Annotated in this window: 1 protein-coding gene; it reads right to left on the reverse strand. The window is 76.5% G+C overall.

The window, feature by feature from the left end; genetic code table 11:
* Positions 1-5,923: amino acid adenylation domain-containing protein (locus ACFW1I_RS37700; protein ID WP_384678537.1), on the reverse strand; the 5,923-nt coding region annotated here is incomplete at both ends.

A 5,923-nucleotide genomic window follows, 5' to 3' on the forward strand; every position in this document is an offset into this window, starting at 1 on the left:
CGTTCACCAGCCGCAGCGACGGATACGCCGCCCGCGCCTTCGCGATGTGGGCCACGGACAGCGGCTCGCCGCCCGTCATCAGCTGCCGCACGCCCCCGAAGCACCCCGGGTACTCGTCGAGCAGGAAGTTGAGGAGGCTGGCCGAGACGTGGACGGTGGTGACGCCGTGGGCCGCGACGAGCCGGGCGATGACCGACGGTTCGGGCTTGAGCCCCGGCTGGAGGACGCAGGTGCCGCCGTACAGCAGGGGGCCGAAGACCTCCAGGGCGAAGGCGTCCCAGGAGACCGGCGCACACTGCAGCCACACCTCGTCCGGGCCGAAGGCCACGTACTCCTGGCCGGTGAGGGTGCCGGTGAGGGCCCGGTGGGGGGCCACCACGCCCTTCGGGACTCCCGTCGAGCCCGAGGTGAACATCACGCAGGCGACGTCCTCGGGTCCCGCGATGCGCCCGGGGGCGGTGTCCGGGTGGGCGGCGATCGCGGCGGCTTCGGCGTCGAGCCGTACGAGGCCGCCGAGGTCGTCGGCGAGCGCGCCGGCCGTGACGACCGTCGTGACGACCGTCGTGACGCCGGCCCGGGCGGTGGTCTCCCGCAGGCGCTCCGCCGGGAATCCGGGATCGAGCAGCGTGTACGCGGCCCCGGCCTTCAGCACCGCGAGCACCGCCACGACCAGGCTCGGCTCCCGTTCGAGCAGGACGCCGACCGTGTCGCCGCGCCGCACTCCCCGGTCGAGGAGGTGGTGGGCCAGCCGGTTGGCCTCCCGGTCGAGCCGCCCGTACGTCACCCGCTCGTCGCCGGAGAGCAGCGCCGTCGCCTCGGGGGCCTCGGCGGCGCGCCGCTCGAACAGCTCGTGCACGGGGGCGTCGTGCGGGTACGGGCGGGCAGTGGCGTTGTGTTCCTCCAGGAGCAGCCGCCGCTCCCCCGCCGCCAGCAGTTCCAGGTCGCCGATGCGGGCGTCCGGGTGGGCCGCTGCCGCCGCCAGGAGCCGGAGCAGGCGGGCGGCCAGTGCCTCGGCGCCGGCCCGGTCGAAGAGGTCGACGGCGTATTCGAGGGCTCCGGTGACGCCCGACGGGGTGCCGTCGCCGGCGTGGGTCTCGGTGAAGGCGGCGGTGAGGTCGAACTTGGCGGTGCCGTTGAGCACGGTGTCGAGCCGGGCGCTCCCGCCGAGGGCCTCGGGTGCCGCCTCGGCGTTGTTCTGGAGGACCAGCATCACCTGGAAGAGCGGGTGCCGGGCGAGCGAGCGGACCGGGTTCAGCTCCTCGACCAGGTGCTCGAACGGCACGTCCTGGTGGGCGTAGGCGGCCAGGTCGGTCTCCCGCACCCGGGCGATCAGCTCCCGGAACGTCGGGTCGCCCGAGGTGTCGGTGCGCAGCACCAGCGTGTTGACGAAGAAGCCGACCAGGTCGTCCAGGGCCTCGTCGGACCGTCCGGCGACCGGGGTCCCCAGCGGGATGTCCGTGCCGGCGCCGAGCCGCGTCAGGAGCGTGGCCAGGCCCGCCTGGAGGACCATGAAGAGGGTGCCGCCGGAGGTGCGGGCGAGCCGCAGCAGGTCCTGGTGGAGGTCGGCGTCGAGGTGGACGGGGACGGTGTCGCCGCGGTGGCCGGCGGCGGGCGGCCGGGGCCGGTCCGTGGGCAGGGCGAGGGTGTCGGGGAGACCGGCGAGCGCCGTCCTCCAGTGCGCGGTCTGCCGGGCGAGGAGGCTGTCGGGGTCGGCGGCGTCGCCGAGCAGGTCGCGCTGCCAGAGGGTGTAGTCGGCGTACTGGACGGGCAGCGGCGTCCACTCCGGCGCACGGCCCTCGGCGCGGGCCGCGTACGCCTCGGTGAGGTCCCGGACCAGCGGCGCCATCGACCAGCCGTCGCAGGCGATGTGGTGCACGACCAGCAGGAGGACGGACTCCTCCGCCGAGATCTCGAACAGGTGGGCGCGGAGGGGTGGTTCGGCGGCGAGGTCGAAGGGGCGGGCGGCGTGGGCGGAGAGGACGGCGGGCAGGTCCGCCGCCCCGGCGGGTGTGACGGCGAGGTCGGGGCGTGCCCGGTCGGGGGGCAGGATCCGCTGGTGGACCTCGCCGCGCTCCTCGTGGAAGACGGTGCGCAGGGCCTCGTGGCGGCGGGTGACGTCGGCGAGCGCGGCGGCGAGGGCCGTCGGGTCGGGCGGGCCGTCGAGGCGCAGGGCGTGGGCGACGTTGTAGGCGGCGGCGCCGTTCTCGGCCCGGTCGAGGAACCAGAGGCGCCGCTGGGCCGGGGAGAGCGGCAGGGCGGCGGGCCGCGCGGCGGGGAGCAGGGCGGGCCTGGCCGGGGCGGCGCCGTCGAGGCGTTCGGCGAGGGCCGCGACGGTCGGGGCCTCGAAGAGGTCGCGGAGGGTGAGTTCCGCGCCGAGGGCGGCGCGGACGCGGACGGCGAGGCGGGCGGCGAGCAGGGAGTGGCCGCCGCGGGCGAAGAAGTCGTCGTCGATGCCGGTCCCGGGGAGGCCGAGGAGGTCGGCGAAGAGGCCGCAGAGGATCTCCTCGCGCGGGGTGCGCGGGGCGCGGTGGGTGGCGCTGGCGGTGAAGTCGGGGGCGGGCAGGGCGCGGCGGTCGAGCTTGCCGTTGGCGGTGAGGGGCAGCGCGTCCAGGGGGACGATCGCGGACGGCACCATGTGGGTGGGCAGGGTGCGGGCCAGGTGGTCGCGGAGGGCGGCCGGGTCGGCGTCGCCGACGACGTAGGCGACGATGTGCCGGTCGCCGGGGCGGTCCTCGCGGACGACGACGGCCGTGTGGGTGACGCCGGGGTGGCGGCCGGCGACGGCCTCGATCTCGCCGGGTTCGATCCGGAAGCCGCGCACCTTGACCTGCCCGTCGGCGCGGCCGGCGATCTCCAGGGTGCCGTCGGCGCGCCAGCGGGCGAGGTCGCCGGTGCGGTACATGCGGGTGCCGCGCGGTCCGTGGGGGTGGGCGAGGAACCGTTCGGCGGTGAGCGCCGGGCGGTGGCGGTAGCCGTGGGCGAGGCCGTCGCCGGAGACGTACAGCTCGCCGGTGACGCCCGGGGGGACGGGCTGGAGGCGGGCGTCGAGGACGTACACCTGGGTGTGGGCGAGGGGCCGGCCGACGGGGACGGTGGCGCGTGCGGTGTCGTCGGCGGTGACCTGGTGGCAGTTGGTGAAGACCATCGACTCGACGGGGCCGTAGCCGTGGACGACGCGGAGGTGCGGGAAGTCCCGGCGGACGCGCAGGAGATGGGCGAGGGAGGGTGCCTCGCCGCCGGTCATGACCTGGCGCAGGGTGCGGAAGACCTCGGGGCGGGTGTCGGCGATGACGGCGAAGAGGCCGGCGGACAGCCAGGCGGTGGTGACGGCGTGGGCGGCGACGAGGTCGGCGATCACGGCGGGGTCGGGGCTCTGGCCGGGGGCGAGGACGCAGGTGCCGCCGTGCAGGAGGGCGGGCCAGAGCTCCAGGGTGAGGCCGTCCCAGGAGACGGGGGCGCACTGGAGCCAGACCTCGTCCGGGCCGAAGTCCACGTACTCCTGGCCGAAGAAGGTGCGGACGGTGGCGCGGTGCGGGGAGGCGACGCCCTTGGGGCGGCCGGTGGAGCCGGAGGTGAACAGGACGCAGGCCAGGTCGTCGGCGAGGACCCGCACGTCGGGGGCGGTGGCGGGGCGGGCGTCGATCAGGGCGCGGTCGGCGGGCGCGTCGGCGCGGACGAGGGTGAGGTCCGGGGGCAGCAGGGCGGCGAGCGCGCCGTGGGTGACGGCGGTGCGGACGCCGGCTTCCTCGACGATGGAGCGGAGGCGGTCCTCGGGGTGGTCGGGGTCGAGGGGGACGTAGGCGGCGCCGCACTTGAGGGCGGCGAGGATGCCGGTGACGAGGTCGGGGCCGCGGGCGACGAGGACGCCGACGGCGTCGCCGTGGCCGACGCCGAGGCCGATGAGGTGGTGGGCGAGGCGGTTGGCGCGGGCGTCGAGTTCGCCGTAGCCGATCCGCTCGTCGCCGGAGATCAGGGCGGTGGCGTGGGGGGTGCGGGCGGCCTGGTCGGCGAAGAGTTCGTGCAGGCAGCGGTCGCGCGGGTAGGGGGCGGCGGTGTCGTTCCAGGTGGTGAGGGTGGTGTGGCGTTCGTCGGCGGAGAGGACGTCGAGGGTGCCGAGGGGGCGGTCGGGGTCGGCGACGGCGGCGTGCAGCAGGCGTTCGAGCCGGGTGAGGAGGGTGCGGGCGGTGGCGGGGTCGAAGAGGTCGGTGGCGCATTCGAGGCCGCCGTCGATCCCGGCCGGGGCGCCAGACTCGTCGTGGGTCTCGGCGAGGGCGAGGGAGAGGTCGAACTTGGCGGAGGTGTTGGTGACGGGCTCGGGGCGGGCGGTGGCGCCGCCGAGGCGTACGTCGGTCTCCTCGGTGTTCTGGAGGACGAGGAGGACCTGGAAGAGCGGGTGCCGGGCGAGCGAGCGGACCGGGTTCAGCTCCTCGACCAGCCGCTCGAACGGCACGTCCTGGTGGGCGTAGGCGGCGAGGTCGGTCTCGCGGACGCGGGCGACGAGTTCGCGGAAGGTGGGATCGCCGGAGGTGTCGGTGCGCAGCACGAGCGTGTTGACGAAGAAGCCGACCAGGTCGTCCAGGGCCTCGTCGGTGCGGCCGGCGACGGCCGTGCCGAGCGGGATGTCGGTGCCGGCGCCGAGCCGGGTCAGCAGGGCGGCCAGCCCGGCCTGCACGACCATGAAGAGGGTGGCGTGGGTCTCCCGGGCCAGGTCGCGCAGCCCCTGGTGGAGTCCGGGCCCGAACCGCACGGGCAGGACGGCGCCGTCGCCGCGGGTGTCGCCGGCGCGGGGCCGGTCGGTGGGCAGGGGCAGGGCGTCGGGCAGTCCGGCGAGGGCGCCGCGCCAGTGGTCGAGCTGCCGGGCGAGGAGGCTGTCGGGGTCGGTGTCGTCGCCGAGGAGGTCGCGCTGCCAGAGGGTGTAGTCGGCGTACTGGACGGGCAGCGGCGCCCAGGAGGGTTCGTCGCCCGCCGCGCGGGCGGCGTAGGCGGTGGCCAGGTCGCGCAGCAGCGGGGTCATCGACCAGCCGTCGGCGGCGATGTGGTGCATCACCAGGAGCAGCACGTGCTCGCCGGTGTCGGCGGTGAGGAGGTGGGCCCGGAACGGGAGTTCGCCGGCGAGGTCGAAGCGGTGGTCGGCGGCGGCCCGGAGGGCGGCGGCCAGTTCGTCGGGGGTGTGCGGGTGGTCGCTGACCGCCAGGTCGGGACGGGCGTCGGCGGCCGGGACGACGGACTGGCGGGGCAGGCCGTCCACCGCCGGGAAGCGGGTGCGGAGGGGCTCGTGGCGGCCGGTGAGGTCGGTGAGCGCGGCCCGGAGGACGTCCGGGTCGACGGTGCCGTCGAGACGGGCGGCGAAGGTGAGGTTGTAGGCGGTGCCGCCGGTGTCGCCCTGGGCGGTGTCGAGGAACCAGAGGCGCTGCTGGGCGTGGGAGAGCGGCAGTTCGGCGGGGCGGGCGGCGGGGCGCAGGGCCGGCCGGGCGGTCGCGGCGCCGTCGAGGCGGCGGGCGAGCGCGGCGACGGTGGGCGCCTGGAAGAGGTCGCGGATGCCGGCCTCGACGCCGAGGGCGGTGCGGATGCGTCCGGTGAGGCGGGCGGCGAGCAGCGAGTGGCCGCCGAGGTGGAAGAAGTCGTCGTCCACGCCGACGTGTGCGACGCCGAGGACCTGGGCGAAGAGGCCGCAGAGGACCTCCTCGCGCGGGGTGCGCGGGGCGCGGCCGCCGGCGGGCGCGCTGGTGTCGGGGGCGGGCAGGGCCTGACGGTCGAGCTTGCCGTTCGGGGTGAGCGGGAGGGCGTCCAGGACGACGACGGCGGAGGGCACCAGGTGTTCGGGGAGCCGGGCGGCCGCGTGGTCGCGCAGCTCCTCGGGGGTGGCGGCGCCGGGCGCGTCGAGGACGGCGTAGGCGACGAGCCGCTTGTCGCCGGGCCGGTC

This window comes from Streptomyces sp. NPDC058955, from assembly GCF_042741435.1.
In the GTDB taxonomy this organism is placed as follows: domain Bacteria; phylum Actinomycetota; class Actinomycetes; order Streptomycetales; family Streptomycetaceae; genus Streptomyces.